General features: G+C 70.2%; 17 protein-coding genes. 8 read left to right on the forward strand and 9 right to left on the reverse strand.

Features of this window, described 5'->3' with window-relative positions:
- Position 1: 1 nt before the first annotated feature.
- Positions 2 to 799: a PhzF family phenazine biosynthesis protein gene (locus STVA_RS19915; RefSeq protein WP_123695705.1), complete on the forward strand. Its 798-nt coding sequence runs from the start codon at positions 2 to 4 to the stop codon at positions 797 to 799.
- Here STVA_RS19915 and STVA_RS19920 read toward each other — a convergent pair whose 3' ends face one another.
- Genes STVA_RS19920 through STVA_RS19940 form a run of 5 tightly spaced genes read right to left on the reverse strand, consistent with a single transcriptional unit; the run spans position 800 to position 6,610 of the window.
- Positions 800 to 1,807: an Ldh family oxidoreductase gene (locus STVA_RS19920; RefSeq protein ID WP_123695703.1), complete on the reverse strand. Its 1,008-nt coding sequence runs from the start codon at positions 1,805 to 1,807 to the stop codon at positions 800 to 802.
- A gap of 46 nt (positions 1,808 to 1,853) precedes the next feature.
- Positions 1,854 to 3,200, reverse strand: coding sequence for an NAD(P)/FAD-dependent oxidoreductase (locus STVA_RS19925; protein ID WP_123695701.1), 1,347 nt, complete (start codon positions 3,198 to 3,200; stop codon positions 1,854 to 1,856).
- A 48-nt stretch (positions 3,201 to 3,248) separates the two neighbouring features.
- Positions 3,249 to 4,376, reverse strand: a complete 1,128-nt coding sequence (locus tag STVA_RS19930) for an amino acid ABC transporter permease (protein ID WP_123695699.1) — start codon at positions 4,374 to 4,376, stop codon at positions 3,249 to 3,251.
- Positions 4,373 to 5,545, reverse strand: a complete 1,173-nt coding sequence (locus tag STVA_RS19935; protein ID WP_123695697.1) for an amino acid ABC transporter permease — start codon at positions 5,543 to 5,545, stop codon at positions 4,373 to 4,375. The genes STVA_RS19930 and STVA_RS19935 overlap by 4 nt, the downstream gene beginning before the upstream one ends.
- A gap of 33 nt (positions 5,546 to 5,578) precedes the next feature.
- Complete coding sequence (locus STVA_RS19940) at positions 5,579 to 6,610, reverse strand: amino acid ABC transporter substrate-binding protein (protein ID WP_123695695.1); 1,032 nt, start codon at positions 6,608 to 6,610, stop codon at positions 5,579 to 5,581.
- A gap of 116 nt (positions 6,611 to 6,726) precedes the next feature.
- Here STVA_RS19940 and STVA_RS19945 point away from each other — a divergent pair, with 116 nt between their 5' ends.
- From STVA_RS19945 to tcuA, 3 genes are all read left to right on the forward strand, one after another.
- Complete coding sequence (locus tag STVA_RS19945; RefSeq protein ID WP_123695693.1) at positions 6,727 to 7,488, forward strand: class II aldolase/adducin family protein; 762 nt, start codon at positions 6,727 to 6,729, stop codon at positions 7,486 to 7,488.
- Positions 7,489 to 7,503: 15 nt separating this feature from the next.
- Positions 7,504 to 8,571: a malate/lactate/ureidoglycolate dehydrogenase gene (locus STVA_RS19950; protein WP_123695691.1), complete on the forward strand. Its 1,068-nt coding sequence runs from the start codon at positions 7,504 to 7,506 to the stop codon at positions 8,569 to 8,571.
- Between the two features lie 86 nt (positions 8,572 to 8,657).
- Positions 8,658 to 10,142, forward strand: a complete 1,485-nt coding sequence (gene tcuA, locus STVA_RS19955; RefSeq protein WP_197735689.1) for an FAD-dependent tricarballylate dehydrogenase TcuA — start codon at positions 8,658 to 8,660, stop codon at positions 10,140 to 10,142.
- A 53-nt stretch (positions 10,143 to 10,195) separates the two neighbouring features.
- On the opposite strand, the gene STVA_RS19960 is transcribed toward tcuA, so the two are convergent.
- From STVA_RS19960 to STVA_RS19970, 3 genes are read right to left on the reverse strand one after another with little or no spacing between them, the layout of a single operon-like run.
- Positions 10,196 to 10,816 carry a thiamine pyrophosphate-dependent enzyme gene (locus STVA_RS19960; protein WP_123695687.1) on the reverse strand — a complete coding sequence of 207 codons (621 nt, stop codon included), beginning with the start codon at positions 10,814 to 10,816 and terminating at the stop codon, positions 10,196 to 10,198.
- 14 nt (positions 10,817 to 10,830) lie between these two features.
- The gene (locus tag STVA_RS19965; protein WP_123695685.1) at positions 10,831 to 11,361 is read right to left on the reverse strand and encodes a thiamine pyrophosphate-binding protein; all 531 of its coding nucleotides are present in this window, start codon (positions 11,359 to 11,361) and stop codon (positions 10,831 to 10,833) included.
- Positions 11,362 to 11,373: 12 nt separating this feature from the next.
- A complete protein-coding gene (locus STVA_RS19970; protein WP_123695683.1) occupies positions 11,374 to 12,804 on the reverse strand; it encodes an NAD-dependent succinate-semialdehyde dehydrogenase in 1,431 nt (476 codons plus the stop codon).
- A 1,037-nt stretch (positions 12,805 to 13,841) separates the two neighbouring features.
- Here STVA_RS19970 and STVA_RS19975 point away from each other — a divergent pair.
- On the forward strand, positions 13,842 to 14,267 hold the full coding sequence (locus STVA_RS19975) for an NHLP leader peptide family RiPP precursor (RefSeq protein ID WP_245978608.1): 426 nt from the start codon (positions 13,842 to 13,844) through the stop codon (positions 14,265 to 14,267).
- Between the two features lie 118 nt (positions 14,268 to 14,385).
- Here the strand turns inward: STVA_RS19975 and STVA_RS19980 are convergent, their stop codons facing one another.
- The gene (locus STVA_RS19980; RefSeq protein ID WP_142235830.1) at positions 14,386 to 15,489 is read right to left on the reverse strand and encodes a hypothetical protein; all 1,104 of its coding nucleotides are present in this window, start codon (positions 15,487 to 15,489) and stop codon (positions 14,386 to 14,388) included.
- A gap of 71 nt (positions 15,490 to 15,560) precedes the next feature.
- Here STVA_RS19980 and STVA_RS19985 point away from each other — a divergent pair, with 71 nt between their 5' ends.
- The 3 genes from STVA_RS19985 to STVA_RS19995 all read left to right on the forward strand — a co-directional run bounded on the left by STVA_RS19985 (position 15,561) and on the right by STVA_RS19995 (position 20,902).
- Positions 15,561 to 17,726 carry a TOMM precursor leader peptide-binding protein gene (locus STVA_RS19985; RefSeq protein ID WP_123695677.1) on the forward strand — a complete coding sequence of 722 codons (2,166 nt, stop codon included), beginning with the start codon at positions 15,561 to 15,563 and terminating at the stop codon, positions 17,724 to 17,726.
- Between the two features lie 146 nt (positions 17,727 to 17,872).
- Positions 17,873 to 18,751, forward strand: coding sequence for an HlyD family efflux transporter periplasmic adaptor subunit (locus STVA_RS19990; protein WP_123695675.1), 879 nt, complete (start codon positions 17,873 to 17,875; stop codon positions 18,749 to 18,751).
- Positions 18,752 to 18,787: 36 nt separating this feature from the next.
- The gene (locus STVA_RS19995) at positions 18,788 to 20,902 is read left to right on the forward strand and encodes an NHLP family bacteriocin export ABC transporter peptidase/permease/ATPase subunit (protein WP_245978619.1); all 2,115 of its coding nucleotides are present in this window, start codon (positions 18,788 to 18,790) and stop codon (positions 20,900 to 20,902) included.
- The last annotated feature ends 3 nt before the right edge of the window (positions 20,903 to 20,905 follow it).

Here is a 20,905-nt window from a genome sequence, read left to right on the forward strand (position 1 = left end):
GATGCCCACGCAGATCCCCTACTTCCAGGTCGATTCCTTTGCCGACCGGCCGTTCGCGGGTAATCCGGCCGGGGTCTGCGTGCTGCCGGCCTGGCCCGACGCCGCACTCATGCAGGCGATCGCGGACGAGAACGCGGTGTCGGCCACCGCCTTCCTCGTCCGCGAGGGCGACGGCTACGGCCTGCGCTGGTTCACCCCACGGGTCGAGGAAGAGATGTGCGGCCACGGCACGCTGGCGGCGGCCTGGGTGGTGCTGGAACGGCTGGAGCCCGGCCGCGCCGAAGTCAGCTTCGCCACCCGCGCCGGCCGGCTGACGGTGGCCAGGGACGGTGGCCGCTACATCCTCGACCTGCCGGCCCGCGCGATCGTCCCCTGCGCGGCGCCGGCCGGCCTGGCCGATGCCATCGGCATTGCGGCGAAGGAGGTGCTGCGCGGCGCCTCCTACATCGCCGTCCTCGAGGACCCCGCCGCGATTGCCGACCTGCGGCCCGACCTTGCCCGTGTCGCGGCACTCGACCTGCCCGGCGTCATCGTCACCGCGCCCGGCGACGGCCGCGACTGCGACATCGCCTCGCGCTACTTCGCACCGGCCAAGGGTATCCCGGAAGACCCGGTCACGGGCTCGCTGCATGCCCAGGTCGTGCCCTTCTGGTCGCGCCGCCTCGGCCGCCCGCGCCTAGTCGCCCGCCAGCTTTCCCGGCGCGGCGGCACCATCCTGTGCGAGGACCGCGGCGACCGCGTGCGGTTGTCCGCCAGCGTCGCCCCGTTCCTGTCCGGCACGATCGAGCTGCCGGACTAGCTACCCGGCCAGGAGGCGCTGGACCGTCTCGTAGGTCTCGGCCGGGATCGACACGCCCTCGGCGATCGAGCGGCTGCGGCGGGCATAGCGGGCGTCGCCCGGCAGCCGCGACACGCCCGCCGCGGCGAACCCCTCGAACAGGCCCGCGATGCGGCTGCCCACGTCGGTGCCGCCGGCGCGCGCCGGGTCGATGAGGATCACGCACTCGCCGGCATTGGAGGTCTGGGCGCCGGGGAACGCAGCCGACCCGTCCTCGAAGCCGAAGCGGCCGCCGGTGACGGCCGCCGCCAGAATCTCCACCATGAAGGCGATGCCCGATCCCTTGTGGCCGCCGAACGGCAGCATGGCGCCGCCGTCGAGCACCGCCCGGGGGTCGTTCGTCGCCTGCCCCGCCGCATCCAGGCCCACGCCGTCCGGCAGGTCGTGCCCGTCCCTGGCGGCCAGCAGGACCTCGCCCTGGGCGATCACGCTGGATGCCTGGTCCCAGACCAGCGGCGGCGCGCCGTCGCGCGGGCAGGCGAAGGCCATGGGGTTGGTGCCGAGGAACTTCCTGGTCGCCCCCCATGGCGCCACCCGGCTGCGCGCGTTGACGCAGGCAAGGGCCACGAACCCCGCCTCGGCAAACGGTTCGACATCCGGCCACAAGGCGGCGAAATGGTGCGAGTTGCGGATCGCCATGGCGGCGATGCCCTGCGACCGCGCCTTGGCGATCAGCAGAGGAGATCCGGCCGCCAGGGCCGGCTGGGCGAAGCCGTTGGCGGCATCGACCGCGACCACGCCGGGGGCAACCTCGGTCACCACGGGCCGTGCGTTGCCGTCGATCCAGCCGCTCTTCAGGGTGGCCACATAGCCCGGCAGGCGGAACAGGCCATGGCTCCGGCTGCCGTCGCGCTCGGCCGCGGCGACCACGCCCGCCACGCAGCGCGCGCTGTCGCGGGCCAACCCGTGCCGGACCAGCACCTCGGCCACCAGGTCGGTCAGTTCGGCCACGGTCAGAACGATGCTCATGGGTGGTCTCCCGGCGGGGATGGAGGTCGGGGGCGAAGGTGGCGCGTCAGCGCCCCTGGCGAAGGTAGGGGCGCCCCAGCTCGATACCGTCGACGACCCGGTAGAAGTTCATCAGGCTGCCGACAAGCGGGCGGGTGAAGGGGCGGACGGCAATCGGCTGCAAGGGCGTGACCGGTATCGCCAGGTCCTGCTCGGGCCGACCCAGCAGGCGGCCGGCGACCTCGCGGCCCAGCAGCGTGCCGAAGGCGATGCCGCGCCCGCTGAGGCCCAGGGCCGCCCACATGCCGGGCGCCAGCGCGTGGATGTGCGGGTACTGGTCGGCACTCATGCCGACCCAGCCGGCCACCTCCTCCTCCCACGCGAGTTCCGACAGGAACGGGAAGAGGTCGGTCACCCGGCGCGAGGCCTTGTCGCGGAACGCGCGCGAATCGTTGCGGAACGCCGGCCCGTCGGAACTGAGATGAAGCCGGCCGTCGGGGCGCATGCGGATGCCGGAATAGAGCCGCCGCGTGTCCGTCAGCGACTGCCGGCCCGGCAGCACCGCGCCGCGCAGGTTCTGGCTCAGCGGCGCGCTGACCAGGTGATAGGCGCGCAGGGGAACCAGCGAGCCGGCCAGGCCCGGCCACAGACCGTCGGTATAGGCGTCGGTGGCCAGGACCACTTGGTCTGCATCGACGGCGCCGCCGGCCGTCTCGACCGTCCAGCCGCCTTCGCGACGGGTCAGCGCCGTGGCCCGGCTGCCCTCGTGCAGGCGCGCGCCCGCCGCCACCGCCGCCGCGGCCAGCCCGCGGCAGTAGGCCAGCGGATTGACGGTGCCGCCCCGGCGATCCAGCAGCACGGAGGGGTAGTAGCGCGTCCCCGTCAGCCGCTCGGCCGCGTCGCGATCGAGGATCTCGACCGGGGCGCCGCGGGCCTGCCAGAAGCGGGCGCGCGCCTCCAGGGCGCTGGCGTTGCCCGGCGTGTGGCCGGCGAACAGCAGGCCGGTGCGCACCGTCTCGCATTCGATGCCGTGCTTCTGGATCAGGCCGTACACCAGGTCCGGACCACCGGCGACGAGGTCGATGATGCGTTCCCCGCGCTCGGGCCCGAAATGGGCCAGGATGTGGTCCTGGCCATGCTTGGCATAGGGCACGACCTGGCCGAAGGCGCGACCCGACCCGCCGGCGCCGACCTCCTTGGCCTCCAGCACGACCACCCGCGCCCCGGCCTCGGCCAGGTGCAGGGCGGTCGACAGGCCGGTGAAGCCACCGCCGATCACGGCGACGTCGGCTTGCACGCGCCCGTCGAGCGGCGATGCGGCCAGCGGCGACCGCGACGTCTGCCGGTAGGTGTCTGCCAGCGGCTGCGGATCGTCGAGCGGCGAGTGCATGCCGATCGGCCTCAACGCCTTCATCGCGTATCCTTTCGCATCCCGTCTATAGGACCTGCCCCCAACGCCCTGTCAGTAGCGACGGCCGCGGGCAAGGCGCAGCTCGATGAACCGGCTGTAGCGCGACATCGCCCAGCAGCCGAGGAAATAGATCCCGGCCACGAAGAGATAGCCCTCCGTATAAAAGGCGATCCAGGGCGGGTCGGCGATGGCGGTGGTGGTGGCGTTCAGGATGTCGAACAGGCCGATGATGATGACCAGGGTCGAATTCTTGAAGACCGAGATCAGCTGGTTCATCAGCCCCGGAATGACGATGCGCAACGCCTGCGGCAGGATGATCTTGCGCGTCGTCAACCAGTAGGGGAGCCCCAGCGACGCCGCCGCCTCGTACTGGCCGGCAGGGATCGCCTGCAGGCCGCCGCGGATCACTTCGGCGAAGTAGCAGCCGGCGAAGATGCCCATCGCAATCAGCACCCGCGCCAGCTTGTCGATGTCCCAGCCGGGCGGCAGGAACAGGGGAAACACGACGGCCGCGCAGAACAGCACGGTCACCAGCGGCACGCCGCGGATCAGTTCGATCAGTCCGACCGAGACGGAGCGGATGACCGGCAGCCGCGAGCGCCGCCCGAGCGCCAGCAGGACGCCGGCCGGCAGCCCGATGAGGACGGTGGAGCTGAAGACGATGATGGTGAGCGACAAGCCGCCCCAGAGCCGGGTCTCGACCGGCGTCAGCCCGAAGACGCCGCCCAGCATCAGCACCAGGAAGGCCGCGACGGCGAAGGTCCATAGCGGCAGCAGCACCATGCGGTGCCAGGCGCGCGGCCAGCAGGTGATGGCGACGGCGGCCGTGTAGATGCCGGTGGCCGCCAACGGCCGCCAGTGCTCGTCGTAGGGATAGAGCCCGAACAGCATCAGCCGGTGCTTTTCGACCACGACCGCCCAGCAGGCACCCGCCGCCGCGCGACAGACGGTCGGGTCCGAGGTCCACCACACGGCATCGATCACCGCCCAGCGGAAGAGCCGCGGCAGGGCCAGCAGGATGACCGCAGCCACGACCAGCGTCAGGAGCGTGTTGCCGATGCTGCTGAAGAGGTTCTCCCGCATCCAGCGCACGGCGCCGATGCGCTGGAGCGGCGGCCGCTCGGCCGGGCTAGGCCTTGCGGGCCGCGCAGCGACCAGGGCGTCGGCGCCGTCCGTCATCGCCGGAACCGGACGCGGCTGTTGTACCAGTTCATCAGCAGCGAGATGGACAGGCTGATCGTCAGGTAGACGGCCATCATGATGAGGATGCCCTCGACCGCCTGGCCGGTCTGGTTGAGCGCGGTGTTGGAGACGCTGACCAGGTCGGGATAGCCGATCCAGACGGCGAGCGAGCTGTCCTTCACCAGGTTGAGGTACTGGCTGGTCAGCGGCGGGATGATGACCCGCAGCGACTGCGGCAGCACGACCAGGCCCAGCACCAGCCCCTCGCGCAGGCCCAGCGCGCGCGCCGCCTCGCGCTGGCCCGCGGCCACCGCCTGGATGCCCGAGCGGACGATCTCGCCGATGAAGGCGCCGACATAGGCGACGAGGCCGATCAGCAACGCCACGAATTCCGGGCTGTGGGTCGTGCCACCGCGGAAGTTGAAGGCGCGCAACGTCGGCATGTCGAGCGCGAAGGGCGCGCCCGCCGCCAGCCATAACGCCGACGGGGGTCCCAGGATCAGCAGCAGCATCGGCAGGACCGTCGGCGGCCGGCGGCCGGTGCGTTCCTGCCGCCGCCGTGCCCAGCCCCGCCAGGCGAGCCCCCCGGCGATCCCGATCGCCAGCGCCGCCAGCATCCAGCCATGGATCGGGTCGGCCGCGGGCACCGGGTGGACCAGCCCGCGATTGGAGAGAAAGACGCCCTCGATCGGGTTGTGGGCCTGGCGCGGCGGCGGCAGTTGCCGGATCACCGCGTACCAGAAGACGATCTGCAGCAGCAGCGGCGTGTTGCGGAACAGCTCCACATAGGCGGCGCTGACCCGTGCCACCAGCCAGTTGGGCGAGACCCGGGCGATGCCGATGACGATGCCCAGGATGGTCGCCAGCACGATGCCCACGGCGGAGACGTAGAGAGTGTTGAGGATCCCGACGACGAAGGTGCGGGCATAGGTCGAGCGGGCGGAGTGGGCGATGAAGGACTCGCCCACCTCGTACCCGGCTTCATGGGAGAGGAACGCGAAGCCCGATACGATGCCCTGCCGCGCCATGTTCTGCATGGCGTTCGACACGAGGAGATAGAGGACGCCGGCGATCAGCGCTGCCGTCGCCAACTGATAGACGGCGTCCCGGACCCGGGCATTGCTGAACGACAGCACGCCCCCTGCCCGCACCTTGCCCTCGGCCATGGTCGGCGATTGCCCGTCGTGGCCCTTCCGTCCCTACTGGAAGGGCGGCGAGTACAGCACACCGCCGTCGCGCCACAGCTTGTTCAGGCCGCGATCGAGCTTCAGCGGCGAGTCCTTGCCGACATTCTTTTCCCAGATTTCCTCGTAGTTCCCGACCTTCTTGATGATCTGGTAGACGAAGTCCTTTGGTACGCCCAGCTTCTCGCCCAGGTCGGCGGTGACGCCCAGCAGGCGCTGCACCTCGGGGTCCGAGCTCTTCAGCGACTGGTCGACGTTCTTCGAGGTGATGCCCTTCTCCTCGGCCTCGAAAGTCGCGAAGACCGACCAGGTGACGATGTCCTTCCATTGCGGGTCGCCCTGCCGGAAGGCGATCGCCAGCGGCTCCTTCAGCAGCACGTCCGGCAGGATGATGTGGTCCTCGGGCTTGGCCGCCTGGTAGGCGCGGATGGTGGCGAGACCCGGCAGGAAGTTCGAGACGACGTCGCACCGGTTGGCGAGATAGGCGTCGTTCAGCTCCTTCAGATTCTCGATCACGACCGGCTGGTACTTGATCTTGTTCTGCTGCCAGAAGTCCGCGACGTTGCGCTCGATCGAGCTGCCGGGCGGCACGCAGACCGATGCCCCGTCCAGCTCCTTGCCGGACTTCACGCCCAGGCTCTTGTGCACCATCAACGCGGTGTGCGCGTACATGGTGACCGGCGAGAAATCGAAGCCCAGGGCCGCGTCGCGCGTCAGGTTGACGGTGGTCGAGCGCGACAGCACGTCGATCTCGCCCGACTGCAGCGACGGGAAGCGCTGCACGGTCGTCAGCGGGATGAACTTCACCTTGGTCGGGTCGCCGAACACGGCGGCCGCAACCACGCGGCAGAAGTCGACGTCGAAGCCGCGCCACTCGCCCTTGGCGTCGGGCGCGGAAATGCCCGGCCGATTGCCGTCCGCCCCGCAGGACAGATGCCCGCGCTGCTTGACCGCCGCCAGGGTCGGGCCGTCGGCTGCACTTGCCGCCGCGCCTGCGACGAGGCTCGCGCCGATGGTGAGGATGCCCGCGATAGTGGCCCGTTTCATGCCGTTCTCCCTGCCCAGAAGCACCGTTAATACTGATACTAGTTTCCCTTCGTCATTGTCCACACCGGTTTTGCGTGTTAGTGATCCGAGCCGGAGAAACGAGGTCGGAGGCTGCCATGGCGACCCTTGCACAGGCCACGCGGGCCGAGATGAGCGACCAGGAATGGCAGGCGCGCTGCGACCTGGCGGCGCTCTACCGGATCGTCGACCAGCTCGGCATGACCTACCTGATCTACACCCACCTGACCGCGCGGGTGCCGGGCGAACCGGGTGCATTCCTGATCAATCGCTTTGGCGACATGTTCGACGAGGTGACCGCGTCGAGCCTGGTGAAACTCGACCTGGAAGGCCGCGTGCTGGCCGGGTCGGCCGAGTTCAACAAGGCGGGCTTCGCGATCCACAGCGCCGTCTACAAGGCCCGTCCCGACGTGCAATGCATATTGCATACCCACACCGTCGCCGGCACCGCCGTGTCCTGCCTGAAGGGCGGCCTGCGGCCGATCTCGCAGGACGCGCTCGAGATCCATGACGAGGTGGCGTACCACGAGTATGGCGTGCCCGGCCCGGTCGAGGAGTGCGAGGCGCTGGGCCGGAGCTGTGCTGGGGCCGAGTGCATCATCCTGAAGAACCACGGGCTGATGACCCTGGGCCGGACCATACAGGCGGCCTTCATCCGCATGTACTACCTGGAGCGCGCCTGCCAGGTGCAGGTGGCCGCCGCCGGGGCGAACGACGAGACGGTCGACATGACGCCCGGCGTGCGCGCCGAGCTCGCCGCCAAGCTGTCGGCCCTGCGCGCGTCCGGCCGCTACGGCGTCCGCGAATGGGAGACGCTGCTGCGGCAGCTCGACCGCCGCGGCAGCGACCATCGCCGCTAGGGGAACGAGGCGCCCATGCCGGCCATCGCCGCCCTGCCGCTGCGCCGTGTCGTAGCAGCCATCTTCACCGCCGCCGGGTGCGACCCGGACGAGGCCGGGACGATCGCCCGCTGCCTGGTCGAGGCCAACCTCGCCGGGCATGATTCGCACGGCGTCGCCCGCGTCCAGCGCTACATCCGGGCGCTTTCGGCCGGCATGATCGAGCGCAACCGCCATGCGACCGTGGCGCTCGACAGCGGGTCGCTGGTCGTGCTGGAGGGCCATCGCGGCTTCGGCCAGGTGATCGGCGCCGAGGCGATGGCGATCGCGGTCGCCCGCGCCAAGGCGAACGGCACCGCCATCGTCGCCATCCGCCGGTCCTATCATCTGGGCCGGATCGGCGAATGGGCGGAGATCTGCGCGGCGGCCGGCTGCGCCTCGATCCATTTCGTCAACGTCATCGGCGACGGCTACTGCGTGGCGCCCTTCGGCGGGGCCGAGCGGCGGCTGTCGACCAATCCGTTCGCCGCCGGCATGCCGGTCGCGGGCGGCGACCCGATCATCCTCGACATGGCGACCAGCAGCCTGGCCGAGGGCAAGGTGCTGGTCGCCCGCAACAAGGGCGTGCCCCTGCCTCCCGGCACCATCATCGACGCCGAGGCCCGCCCGAGCTGCGACCCCAACGCCCTCTACGGCCCGCCGCCCGGCGCGCTGCTGCCGTTCGGCGCCCACAAGGGCTATGGGCTGGCGGTGTTCTGCGATCTGCTGGCCGGCGTGCTGACCGGCGGCGGCTGCAACGAGCCCGGCAACGACGCCGCCCCCGGCGTCCTCAACAACATGCTGTCGATCGTGCTCGACGTGGAGCGCTTCCGCGACGGCGATGGCGCCGCACGCGAGGTCGAGGCGTTCGCCGACTGGCTGCGGTCGTCGCGGCCGATGGAGGGCCATGCCGACGTGCAGGTGCCGGGCGATCCCGAGCGCCGCACCCGCCTCGCCCGCAAGGCGGGGGGAATCCCGCTCGATCCCACGACCTGGCAGACCATCATCGAGGCCGGGGCAGCCGTCGGCCTGTCGGATGCGGAGATCGGGCGCCTGGCAGCCTGAGCGATCAGCCGGCCGCCGCGGCCGGAAGCGAAGGTGAAGCTGGCCGGATGCGCGGACAGTCGCCGGCCGGGGCAATGGAGGAGCAGGTGACGACTGAGTGGGACGTGATCGTGGTGGGCGGCGGCAATGCCGCCTTCTGCGCGGCGCTGGCGGCGCAGGAGAACGGCGCCCGCGTGCTGGTGCTGGAAGCAGCACCAGAGGCCGAGTCGGGCGGCAACACCCGCTTCACGGCGGGCGCCATGCGGGTCGCCTACAACGGCGTCGAGGACCTGTCGGTGCTGATGCCCGACCTGACGGAGGCCGAGAAGGCCAACACCGACTTCGGCACCTATACCGAGGACCAGTTCTTCGACGACATGGGCCGCGTCACCCAGTACCGCACCAACCCCGACCTCTGCGAGCTGCTGGTCCGCGGCAGCTTCCCCGCCCTGCAATGGATGCGCGAGAAGGGCGTGCGCTTCGCCCCGATCTATGGCCGGCAGGCATTCAAGGTCGACGGTCGGTTCAAGTTCTGGGGCGGCCTCACGGTCGAGGCGTGGGGCGGCGGGCCGGGGCTGGTGGAGGCGCTGACCGCGTCGGCCACCACCCGCGGCGTCGAGATCCTCTATAATGCCCGCGTCACCGCCCTGCTGCAGGACGACCGCGGCGTCCATGGCGTCACCATCCGCCGCGACGGCCGGTCGGAGACCCTGTCGGCGCGCGCGGTCGTGCTGGCGTCGGGCGGGTTCGAGGCCAACTCCGAATGGCGCACGCGCTATCTGGGCCCCGGCTGGGACCTGGCCAAGGTGCGCGGCTCGCGCTTCAACATGGGCGACGGCATCCGCATGGCGCTGGAGATCGGGGCCATGCCGACCGGCAACTGGTCGGGCTGCCATGCCGTCGGCTGGGAGCGCAACGCGCCCGAGTTCGGCGACCTGGCGGTGGGCGACGCCTTCCAGAAGCACTCCTACCCTTTCGGCATCATGGTCAACGCCACCGGCCGCCGCTTCGTCGACGAGGGTGCCGACTTCCGCAACTATACCTATGCCAAGTACGGCCGCGTGATCCTGGAGCAGCCGGGGCAGTTCGCCTGGCAGATCTTCGACCGCAAGGTGCTGCACCTGTTGCGTGACGAGTATCGCATCAAGCAGGTGACGAAGGTCAGCGCCGACACGCTGGAAGGCCTGGTGGCCAAGCTGGACGACGTGAACCACGCCGCCGCCCTGGCCGAGATCCACGCCTACAACGCCGCGATCGACGCCAGCGTCCCCTTCAATCCCAACGTGAAGGATGCGCGGCGCACGCACGGGCTGGCCGTCGACAAGACCAACTGGGCCAACCGGATCGACGAGCCGCCGTTCGAGGCCTATGCCGTCACCTGCGGCATCACCTTCACCTTCGGCGGCTTGAAGATCGACACCGACGGCCGTGTCCTGTCGGTGACGGGCGAGCCGATCGGCGGGCTCTTCGCCGCGGGCGAGCTGGTGGGCGGGCTCTTCTACTTCAACTACCCGGGCGGCACCGGCCTCACCTCGGGCGCGGTGTTCGGGCGCATCGCCGGCGCCAGCGCGGCCCGGATGGGCCGCAACTGAGAGCGGCCTGGCCGGCGGCGGGACATGGCCCCGTCGCCGGCCAGGCCATGCGTTCACCCGGCGGGGGGCAATGCCGCCCGGAAGCGATCGCGGCAGGCCGCAAGGTCGAAATTGCGACGATAGGCCGGCGGGTCGGTCGGCTTCACCCGCAGCAGCACGAAGGCGGCGCTGTTGCCCGCGCGCAGCAGGCGGGCGCCATCGGCGATCTGGTCCTCGCGCTCCACCATGCGGGTCGCCCGGATGCCCGATCCCGACGCCACCTTCTCGAGGTCGACACCCAGGCTGGTATGGCTCTTCTGGTAGCCGGTCTCCCCATAGTGGCCGTTGTCGACGCAGAGGATGGAGAGGTTGGGCGGGTCCATGGCCGCAATCGTCGCCAGCGAGCCCAGATTCATCAGCAGCTCGCCGTCACCGGTCGCGACCAGCACCTGGCGGTCGGGCCGCGCCAGCGCCAGGCCGAGCCCGATCATGCAGGCCCCGCCCATGCAGCCCGCCATGGTGTAGAGGTGATCGCCGTCCTTCGTCAGGGCGGCCAGGTCGCGGGCCGTGCCGGCCAGGCCGGTCACGATCAGGAAATCCTCGTGGCGGCCGACGAGGGCCGGGATGGCGTCGCGGCGATCGAGAATGGCATCGGTCGCGAAGGCAGAGGCGGCGGACCGCTCCAACGTGGTCATGGGATATCCCCCTCCTAGAATGCCTTGGCACCGAGCAGCTTCTGCGTCAGCAGGACCGCCACCGACTGCCCGCCCTGGAACGCCATGGTGGCCGCGGCCTCGACGGTCGGCACCACCTCGTCCGCCCGCTCGACGCGCAGGACGATGACGCCCATCGCCTCCAGCACCGGCCGGACGGCCTGGCCCATCGGGAACTGCCAGGGATTGCCCTCGCCGAACTCCCCGCGCATGCTGACCAGCGTCAGCAGCGGGAAGCGGCCGCCGCGCATCAGCGACAGCATGTTGACGCAGTTGCCGACGCCGCTGCTCTGCATCAGCAGCACGCCGCGCGCGCCGCCAAGATCGGCGCCCGCCATCTGCGCCACGCCCTCCTCCTCGGTGGTCAGCGGCACGGACCGGACCTCCGGGTCGGCCAGCGAACGATCGATCAGGCGGCGGTGCCCGGCGTCGGGCACATAGGCGAACTGCGTCACGCGATGCCGGCGCAGCAGGGCGTAGAGCTCGTCCTGCCAGCTCGAACCGGGCGTGCCGGGTGCATTGCTCATCGTATCCCCTCCCTATGCCGTCTTGTGCGACACGTTCTTGGCGACGGTATAGCAGGCCAGCCCCTCGGTCCCGCCCTCTCGGCCATAGCCGCTGTCCTTGACCCCGCCGAACGGCGTCTCGGCCACGGATGCCACGAAGTGGTTGATCGACAGGTTGCCGCATTCGACCCGGTCCGCCAGGATCGCGGCCGTCTCCGCCGAGCGCGTGAAGGCATAGGCTGCCAGGCCGAACGGCAGGCTGTTGGCCCGGCCGATCGCCTCGTCCAGGCTGCCGACGCGGGCGACGAGCGCCAGCGGGCCGAACGGCTCCTGCTGCATGGCGATCGCGTCGTCCGGGACGTCGGCCAGCACGGTCGGCGGAAAATAGTAGCCGCGGTTGCCGATCCGGCTGCCGCCGGAGAGGACGCGGGCCCCGCGCGACACGGCGTCGGCCACGAGATGCTCCATCGCCGCCAGCCGGCGCTCGTTGGCGAGCGGCCCCATCTGCGTCGCCGGGTCCATGCCGTCGCCCACCCGGATGGCAGCCGCGGCCTGGCCGAAGGCCTGGGCGAAGCGGTCGTGGATCTGGTCATGCACGAAGAAGCGCGTGGGCGAGACGCAGACCTGGCCGGCGTTGCGCGTCTTGCCGACGATCGAGGCCGCGGCCGCTGCGGCCGGGTCGGCATCGGCGCAGACGATGACCGGGGCATGGCCGCCCAGTTCCATGATGACCGGCTTCATGTGCCGGCCCGCCAGCTCGGCCAGGCGCTTGCCGACGGCAACCGACCCGGTGAACGTGACCAGCCGGACGGACGGCTGCGGGATCAGGTAGTCCGAGATCTCCGACGGCACGCCGAACACGAGGTTGAGGACGCCCGGCGGCAGGCCGGCATCGGTGAAGGCCTGGGCCAGCATGACGGCACCCGCCGGCGTTTCCTCCGAGGCCTTGAGGATAATCGAGCAGCCGGCCGACAGGGCCCCGCCCACCTTGCGCGCCGGCGAACTGACCGGGAAGTTCCAGGGCGAAAAGGCCGCCACCACGCCGATCGGCTGGCGCAGCACCATGTGCGTCATGCCGGGTTCGGCCGGGATCACCCGGCCATAGAGCCGGCGCCCCTCGTTGGCGTCCCATTCGATGATCTCGCAGGCGCGCAGCACCTCCAGCCGCGACTGGGCGATCGGCTTGCCCTGCTCCAGCGTCATCCCGATGGCGATGGCCTCGACCCGCTCGCGCATCAGGGCGGCGGCCTTCAGGATGATCTCGGCACGGCGCGCCGGGGCGGTGGCCCGCCAAGTCCGAAAGCCCTGTTCGGCCGCCGACAACGCATCCGACAGGTCCTTGGCGCGGGCGCGCGGCACCGTGGCCAGCACGCTTTCATCTGCCGGATTCATCACGGGCTGGCCCACATCGCCGGTTCGCCAGTCGCCACCGATCAGCATCCGCAGTTCCGGATAACGCTGCATCTGACACTTCCTCCGAGACCATAAGCTCGAAGGCATAATGTATACCAGTATACCGATTTACTCAATCCATGCGCGGGGCCACCCTGCCCGCAATGTCGGCGCCGGGTCTGGAATTGCGAGCCCGTCCGACATCGTAAGGGCGCGCCTATCGGCAAGCGAACCGCAACTCCGACGCCGAGAGACTTTGGCGGCGGAAGGCCTGTGAGAGCGGGTGAAACCGCGTGTCTCTCCGTCCGCCAGAACGCCAAAAGGCCCGCACAAGGCGGGCCTTTTCACGTCGCTAGCCAAACAGTCTCCAAATCACAGACTGAATGGCGGTGGGCCCAGTCGCGCGCGAACCCGTCTCAGCCATCGATATTCCCTGTTCGATAGGGAAAATACTGGGAAGATCGCAGCATCGACGGAGATGTGTGGCGGCACCCCCACCCGATGATCGTTAGGTAACGGGGCGTTAGCAGATTTCGGACCCCTCGCACTGTCTCAAGGAACAGGGATATCCCCGAGCGAGATCAGGGATGGAATAACCCAGAACAAGGAGGGGCGGGAACCGATCGATTGGGCGCGTCGTCGGTCGAGACAACCCCGTCGGACTGGAGCCGAACTGGTTGCGGGTACCTGCATGGATGAGGGCAGCCCTGCAGACATCGGTTCAGTGCGGCGGCGGGGAACTGATCCAGGATAGCCTGTCGGCTCGCCGGAAGGCTCGATCGGGGTGGTGGTCCGGAGACCCTCTTCCCCTCCCCTTTTCGCCTGATGAAGGGGTCTGGCTCTGCAAGAAGGCGTAGGCGATCATCGTCATTGGCGAGTGCCTGTGCAGGCCGCTGGACGATCAACCTTCGAGGTGGCCGGGCCCGAGCTCCTTCTGGAGCTGCTGATGAGCTTGCTCGCACGCTCTCTGGCCATTTCCGCGCTGGCCAGACATTTGAGGGTGGCGTCCGGGGGGAGGCTCCGCACCTGCCTGACCGGCGAGGTCCGGGGTAGCACGCGCGAGAGGCTGGTGCGGCTGCAAGGCGCGTGAGCGACAGAGGCTCCTCCCCTTGGCGCGCGCAAGGGGCGGTCCCCCTCCGGCGCGCGTTGGGCGTTCAGCGCTCCGCTGTGCGCTGCGGAATGCCTTTGACGATCTCAGTGCCCTATGCATAGAACGCATCCTCAATGCGGCGAGATCAGTCCGGAAAGGACATGCAATGACGATGGATTCGGCGGCTCGGCAGCGGGAGATGGAGCGGATAACCGCCAAGGCTTGGCTTGACGATACCTTCAAGGCGAAGCTCCTGACGGACGCGAACATGGCGCTTGCCGAGGAGGGCATCGAAGTCCCCGCCGGGATCACGATCAAGGTCGTCGAGAATACGCCGTCGACTCTGCACTTCGTACTTCCGACGAAGCCGCATGACGGCGAGCTTTCGGAGGAAGAGCTGGCTGATGCCACCGCTGGCGGCTATTGCGGCGTCACCATGGGCTGAAGGCGTTCGTGGGTTCATAGCAGCGTCTGTAACCCTCGGTGCCGCGCGCGGAGCGGCTGTGTCATGCAGCGCAACGGCGCAGTCCCGCCGCCATGGGCAGCCAGACCATGGGATGCAACTATACGCGGAATGGGACGATCGGGCGAAGGGCCAGGTAAGCCTTGACGTCGATCACCCCGCCAGCGCTTGCGACGACCTTCACGCTGTGGAACGCTCGGTCTAGCCGCGAGGCGAGGGGGCACCCGCCGGTGAGCTCGTCTACCAGGGCCCAGGAGCGGGGCCAGAATGAGCCCGGCGCGGCCCGGCTCGTGCCTGCAAATGACAATGCCGTCTCGCCGCGCACGCGTTCCATCAGCCCCTCCGCCGACAGCGCATCGAAGAGGCGTGCCGCACGGTCCCGCCAGTCCGCGGACCGATAGTTGAAGAAGATCTCGATGCCGATACCGTCGCGGATCCGGCCGGTCGCTGCGTCGACATCGAGATTGAGCCCGAGATTGCTGGAGTAAGCCTCAAGGAAGGCGATGCGGGCGAGGACTTCGTCCGCCGCCCCGCCCTCGCGCAGGATCGCGATGAGCGGGGTGCACGACATTCGACCACGGCAATGAATGAAGAGGCGAAGGGGGACCTGCCCGCGGGCCACCATCAGCCCGACGCCTGCGACGCGGCAGCCCTCGCCCAGTCGGGAGAACGGGGCAAGGCCCGCCACAGCGTCCTGATCGGCCGCGCAAGAGAGATGGGCGCGCACCGCGGCGGTTCCGGAGAGGAATGCGTGGTCGGTGACGGTGCGGCCAGGCCCCAGGAAGATGTTGGGTCCCGGCGGCCCGGAGCCCTGCCGCAGGTCAAGTTCGATGGCGAACGTCTCGATCGCGGCGATTGCTGCGTCGGCCGGCGCATCGTCGCCGGACCAGTCGGCAAGAAGGGCCGCTGTGCGCGACCAGGCAGCCGACTCCCTGGCGAAGGGTTGCTCCGCGAGGAAGCGTGCGAACCGCGCCCCTCTGCCGGTCCGCCGTGTGAGCGCGAAGGTGATGTCGGCGCCGTCGGGCCGGTCGGCCCTCAAGCTCATCTCAAGGAAGGCCGTGGCAAACTCCTGCACGGGCAATCCCTCGAGGACGGTCGTCACCCGCGCGACGCATGCATCCCGTGCGGGGCCCGGCGGCAGGTGCGCGAATGCATGGTCGCGCAGCAGGGAGGCGCAATTGTCGGCGACAGCGGGACCGGTCATGGCGTATTTCATGCGTCCGAAAGGGCGCGCTGTCGATACGCCTGGTAACCGCCTCGAGGTTCGAAGCGCCGATGCGCCACAAGCCCGCCCAGATCGGCTTCGCGCCCGGTATCGCTGCCCATGTCCTCTCCACAACGGAGGTTCTCCTTCTGACCGAGGGCGATCCGACCGTCCTGCATGGGGCAGCCTACGTGCAGGTCGCCCCGCTTCTTGACGGCACGCGGACCGAGGATGAGGTGGTTGCGGCGCTCGCCGGGATCGTGGAAGGCAGGATCGCCCACTACGCGCTCGGGCGGCTGCAGGCGCTGGGCCACGTGGTGGCGGTGCCCGATCCCGCTCAGGCCGTGCCGATGCCCCTGATCCTCGCAGAGGGGGTCGGGACGGAGACCGTCGCCACCTTCGCCGCCCAGCTCCGGGCGCTTCTGGCCGATTGGCCGCCGGCCCCGGCGGGAACGGCGCCGCTGACGATCCTCCTCCTCGATGACTATCTGCGGCCGAGCCTTGCAGGGCGGGCGGCGGCGGCGGCGGACGCGGGGATGGCGTTCCTGCCGCTCGCGCCTGCCGGTCGCATCGCCTGGCTTGGCCCCTATGTCGGCCCGGACGCGCCAGCCGACGTCCCCCTTCTCGTTGCGCGGATTCGCCTCAACCGCGCCCATGCGGCGGGCCTCGCCGATGCCGGGCGGTTCCCGCTCCAGCCGGGTGGGCGGCGTGGCGTCCCGCCCAGTCTTCTCGTGACCGTGGCGGCGTCGGTGGCGGCGCAGTGCGCCGCGGGCCGGGTGCCCGAAAGCGTCGCCGGCGCGTTGACGCGGTTCGACGGATTGACGGGGGCTGCCAGCCGTCACCCTCTGCCGCCGCCGCGCGTGCCCGTGCGCACCACCTTCCCCGAAGTCATCCTGCGTTCGACGCCCAAGCGCTTCTTCTCCGACGGGGGCCACCGGGTGTGCCCGCCGGACGAGACGCTTCCGTCGTTGATGCGCCACGTCGACCCCATCCTCGGGATCGTCCCCAGCGTCTTCCAACTCGAAGCGGACGAGGGCGTCGAGGAAGGCGCTTACGTGTTCGGATCGCCATTTCGGCTGGCACCGTCGCGCGACGCACCGCCGCATCTTGGCCGTCAGGCGCTTGGCGCCAGCGGCAAGGGTCAGGGGCGTACGCAGTCCCTCGTGAGCTGCCTCGCCGAAGCGGTCGAACGCTACAGCATCATGCAGGCAGACGGACTGCCGGCCCGCCGGGCCAGCGTTGACGAGCTGGGCAAAGCGGCGGTTCCGCCCCAGGCCATCCACCTGTTCAGCGACGCGCAGATCGCGCGCGGCACCCCGACGGACAGCGAGCCGCCGCATTTAGGCCGCGTCCCCGGACGTGTCGCCGCCGACGCGCCGATCCACTGGATCGATGCCTGGTCGCTCACCCACGCCCGCGTCCGCCCCGTCCCCCTCGCCCTTTGCGTCCATGGCTACCGGCCGCCGTCGGCCGGGGCGGACAGCGCGCTTCGCGCCCACTCCACCGGCTGCGCCGCGGGGAACACGATCGAGGAGGCGGTGCTCCAGGGCTTTCTCGAGGTCGCCGAGCGCGATGCGATCGCCCTGTGGTGGTACAATCGCTGCCCGCGGCCCGGGGTGGACCTCGCGAGCTTCCGCAACCCCTTCTTCGATGCGAGCATCGCCCGCTTCGACGCCCGCGCCATGGACCTCGCGGTGATCGACATTACCACCGACCTCGGCATTCCCGCGATGGTCGCCACCGTCAACGACCGGCGGACGGGCGGGCATATCCGCCTCGGGATCGGCTGCCATCTCGAGCCGCAGATCGCCGTCTCGCGCGCGATCTGCGAACTCCACCAGATGATGCCGTACTTCCAGGCGGTTTCGCGCCTCGCCGGCTACTCGGTCCTGAAGCGCTGGATGGCGGAGGCGACGCGCGCGAGCGAACCCCACCTCGTGCCTCTCGATGGACCGCGCATTGCCAGCGCCGACCTCGTGGACCAGTCGCGCGGTGACATCCTCGATGAGGTGGAACTGTGCGTTGCGAAGGCGGCCGCCCTCGACCTCGAAACGCTGGTGCTCGACATGACGCGGCCCGACATCGGCTTTCCCGTGGCACGGGTCATCGTACCCGGCCTTCGCAACCTCACGCCCGGGTTCGCCCCGGGGCGCCTCTACGACGTGCCCGTGCGCCTCGGCTGGCTCGAACGGCCGCGGCGGGAGGAAGAGATGAACCCCATCCCATTCTTCATCTGACCAGGACCCCCCCGAAATCGGCCTAACCCACGCCCCGCCCTGAAGATTGTTGCCGCGGTCGCCGGAATCGTGGCCCACGACAATATTCTGGACTACATCGGTCGCGCCCGCTCACGGTCGCGGGAACGGCCCTGATCGGAGCTTCGATGGCGATCCAGTTTCGCAAAGAGGCCATGGAAGCGCTCCTGCGGCCGGAGTCGCTCGACGAAGCCATCGAGGTGACGCCGCCGGCCGTCTGGGCGACGCTCGCCGCCGCGGCGCTGGTGGTGGCGGCCGCGCTGGTCTGGGCCTTTGCCGGCACGGTGACGACGCGCCTTCCGGGCGAGGGCGTGGTCGCATGGTCCGACGGGCGACAGAGCTTCGCCGTGGCGCCGGCCGCTGGGGTGGTCGTCGCGGTGACCGCGGCTAAGGGAGAGGCCGTGGCGGCGGGGACCATCATCGCGCGGCTGGCCGTGGCCGCCCTCTCGCGGCGGGTGCTGGAGGCCGAGGCGCGGCTCGCGGCGCTCGAGGCTGCACCGGCGTCCGCGGGGGGCGACGTCGCAAGCGCGCGCGGCGATCTCGCCGCCGCCCGCATTGGTCTCCAGGAGGCGAGTACCGTGCGCGCGCCCTTCGCCGGCAACCTCGCCGCCATGCTGGTGCCGGTCGGCGGCATCGTGTCGGCCGGCGCACCGGTGGCGCGTCTCGATGAGCGCGGGGGCGAGCTTCTCGTCCGGGCAACGCTGGCCGATCCGCGCGCCCAGGTCGTCGCGCCTGGCATGGACGTGCGCGTCTCCATGGCGGGACTGCCGGAGCGGGAGGCGGCGGCCATTCGCGGAACGGTGCGCGCCGTGCGCCGCGCCGGGGCCGGGGAAACGGGTGTATCCATCGTGGTTGCGCTCGTCCGTGACGCTGCCGGCGCCCCCGTCTGGACGACGACGCCCGCCCGTCCGGCGCCGCTCGCGGCCGGCGACGCGGTCACGGTCGCCATCACCGTCGAGGAAGTCCGGCCCATCGACCTCCTCGTCCCCTCCAGCCGGAACCGCTGAGCCGTGGCGCGCGTGAGGACGCCGACGGTGCTGCAGATGGAGGCGGTGGAGTGTGGTGCAGCCTCCCTCGCCATCATCCTCGGGCATCATGGCAAGTGGGTGCCGCTCGAGGAGCTCAGGGTCGCGTGCGGCGTGAGCCGCGACGGGGCAAATGCGCAGATGCTCCTCAGGACCGCCCGCACCTACGGGATGGATGCCAAGGCGTTCCGCTACGGGATGGAGAACCTGTCGAAGCAGGCGATGCCCGTCATCGTCTTCTGGAACTTCAACCACTACGTCGTCGTCGAAGGCATCGAAGAACGCCGGGTCTTCATCAACGATCCCGCGACCGGTCCGCGCGTCGTCGGGCGGGATGAGTTCGAGCGCAGCTATACCGGCGTGGCGCTCCAACTGACGCCGGGCGAGCGGTTCACGCGGTCGGGGCGTCCGCCCAGCCTCTGGGGCGCCGTCTGGGGCCGGCTTCGCGGCGAGCGGGCGACGCTGGCCGCCTTCGCGCTCGCCAGCATCCTGCTCGCCGTCCCTGCGGTCGTCACGGCGGCGCTCGCCCGCATCGTCATCGAGGCGGTCGTCGCCGGCCGACAGGGCGATTGGGCGGCTGCCCTCGTCGCTGTCTTCCTCATGACGCTTCTCCTGCAGGTGGCGCTGACGCTTGCGCTCGAGGCGATCCTGCGGCGGCTCGAGGCGAAGCTCGCCGTCACCGGCGCTTCGCGTCTTCTCTGGCACCTGGTAAGGCTGCCTTTCACCTTCTTCACCCAACGGATGCCGGGCGACCTCGTCAGCCGCCTGCGCTCCAACGATACCATCGCCGCCTTGGTGGGTCGCGAGCTTGGGGCGACGGCGGCGGGGCTGACAGGCGCGGTCGTGTTCGTCGCGGTGATGGCGGCGATCTCGCCGCTGGCCGCGCTTGCGACCGCGGTCCTGTCCACCGCCTCGGTCGTCGTCACGCTATTCGCCCAGCGGCATATCCGGAACGCCAGCCTCCGGCTCGAGATGGACGAGGCGAAGGTGTTCGTGGACACCGTCGTCAACATCCACGGGATCGAGACGATCAAGGCGGCGGGGATCAGGCAGGGGGCGTTCCACCGCTGGGCCGGCCACCACGCGACAACCGTCAACGAGGAACAGCGCATCGGTCGGCACAATGCCCTCCTGGGCGCCCTCCCGCCGCTCACGTCGGCGTTGATGGTGACGGCGGTGCTGGCACTCGCCGCCTTCCAGGCCATCCAGGGCGCCCTCGGCCCAGGGGACCTCGTGGCGGTTCTCACGCTCCTCGTCTTCGTGCGGGCGCCGGTGCAGCGCCTCGCCGCCTTCCTGGCCGAAATGGAGGCGGCGCGCAGCGCCCTGACGCGGATCGACGATGTCCTGGCCTATGCGCCCGACCCCGTCTTCACGCTGCCCCCGCCGCCGGTGACGGCGATAACCGGCCGGGCGCGACTATCCGGGCGGATCGAGCTCAGAGGCGTGACGTTCGGCTACAATCCCAACAGGCCTCCCCTCGTCGAGGGCCTCGACCTGGTGGTCGCCCCTGGCCAGCGGATCGCCCTGGTAGGCGGCACGGGGAGCGGGAAGTCGACCGTGGCGCGGCTCGTCGCTGGCCTCTATCGCCCGTGGAGCGGGACGATCCTGTTCGACGGCATCCCGATGGACGAGATCCCGCTCTGGCTGCGCCGCCAGTCCATCGGCTGGGTGGACCAGGAAGTCGCCCTCTTCACGGCTACCGTGTTGGAGAACCTGACCCTGTGGGATGCGACGGTGCCGGAGGAGGTGGTCACGCGGGCCGCCCGCGACGCGGCCATCCACTCCACCATCGCGGCCCGCCCCGGCGGCTACGGCCTCCGCGTGCAGGAGGGCGGGACCAATTTTTCCGGCGGGGAGGCGCAGCGGCTTCAGATCGCGCGCGCCTTCGCGCTCGACCCCTCCATCCTCGTCCTCGACGAAGCGACGAGCGCGCTCGACCCGCTGGCCGAGCTGGAAATCGACGCCAATCTCAGGCGGCGCGGCTGCACGGCCATCATCGTCGCCCACCGTCTGTCGACGATCCGCGACTGCGACGAAATCATCGTCATGGACGGCGGCAAGCCGGTCGAGCGGGGAACGCACGAGAGCCTCTACGCAGCCGGCGGGCGCTACCGCGACCTCATCCAGGCCTGACGT

Origin of the sequence: Stella humosa, from assembly GCF_006738645.1 — a bacterium.
GTDB lineage: Bacteria > Pseudomonadota > Alphaproteobacteria > ATCC43930 > Allostellaceae > Allostella > Allostella humosa.